This window comes from Frankia sp. CoWAU3, from assembly GCF_977971855.1.
The window spans coordinates 1,998-3,443 of record NZ_CDWWXB010000130.1 but is presented as its reverse complement, the minus strand read 5'-3'; the positions used below and the strand labels follow the sequence as shown (position 1 = coordinate 3,443).

At 74.5% G+C, this 1,446-nt stretch carries 1 protein-coding gene; it reads right to left on the bottom strand.

Annotation, left to right across the window (positions count from 1 at the left end; translation table 11 throughout):
- The coding region (locus AC08ON_RS12280) for an alpha-(1->3)-arabinofuranosyltransferase domain-containing protein (protein ID WP_476617003.1) at nucleotides 1–1,446 on the bottom strand (1,446 nt) is incomplete at both ends.

Sequence of the window (1,446 nt, the reverse complement as noted above, 5' to 3'; positions counted from 1 at the left end):
AGACGACGACGGCGGTGTCCGCTGGGTAGGAGCCGACAAGCTTCGCGCCGCCCGGGACGGTCCAGACCTCCAGCGCGGGTACCCGCGCGGCCGGGTTGCGCAGCTCCGGGACGAGCCGCTCCTTCGCCGAGGCGCGCGCCGGCACCTGCGGGCCGAACGCGGCGGCCAGGGTGAGACCGGAGGAACGCAACGCCCGGTGGAGCTCGTCGGTGGACGGGGGGACGTCCCAGTTCTTCTGTTCCAGGTCGTTGCGGAGCAGGATCTGGCCGATCCCGGCCCGGGCCAGTGCCGGGGCGAGGCCCGCGGCGGACCCGGTGGCGAGCTGGTGCTCGATGCCGTCCATCAGCCGGGTCACGCCCGTGCCACCGAGCGGGATCAGGCCGCGGACCCCCCACGGCGTGCGGGCCAGCCACTGCAGCGGCTCGTCGAGCGGCCGGCCCCACTCGTACTCGGCGAACGGCGAGCCGGGCAGCACCAGGGCCCGGCCGTCCTGGGGATGGGCGGCCAGCCAGTCCGCGGCGGCCACCCAGTAGTCGGGCACCCGGGCGAACGGCCGGGGCTGCAGCGCCCTGCCGGCGAGCGCTGGCGTCATGCCGCAGACCAGCGCGGCCACGGTCAGCACGACGGGGACGTTCACCGCGGCGGCCACGATCATGTCCGCGGTCCTGCCGTGCCGGCGGGAAGCCTCGCGGGTCGTCCATCTCCGCACACGGGCGGCGAGACTGACAGGTCGGACCGTCAGGGCGTGCGCGATCCCCAGGGCTATCGGCAGGCGCACCACCGGCTGGAACTTGTAGACGTTGCGCAGAAAGCCCAGCTGGTCACCGAGCAGGTCCCGCACCACGCCCGCCAGCGGGCTGCCCGGATGCCCCGGATAGGCCGCGGCCACCGAGACCGTGCCGGCGGCCAACGTCACCAGCAGGAACCGGCGGGCGGGCAGATCGGCCCGGGACAGCCCCCACAGCCCGATCGCCGCCACGGCTGCCGATCCGATGATCGGCACCGGCCGGGACACGTACTCGGTGGCGGCCGGCAGCCAGGGCCTGGGTAACTGGACATACGCCAGCCAGTCCGTCGCGCCGCGCAGGGCTTCCGCCACCGACGTCGTCGCCGTGGTCGTCTGGGCGGTCTCGGTGAACGCGAGGAAGTTCAGCCCGTAGCGGCCCTGCACCATCAGCGCCAGCAGCCACCAGGCCGAGGCGAGGATGACGGCGACGACCCACCAAGCCCGCAGCGCCCAGGCCCGGCGGGTGCCGCCGGCGAACACGAGGACCACCGCCGGACAGAGCAGGACGCACAGCGTGACCGTCGCGTTGATTCCGCCGGTGCCCAGGATGGCGAGTCCGGACAGGGCGGCCGCCCGTCGCGGGGACAGCCGCCGGCCCGGGTCCAGGGCGGGATCGTCAGCGGCATCGACATCATCGGCCGCCGTGGTACTGATGGTCG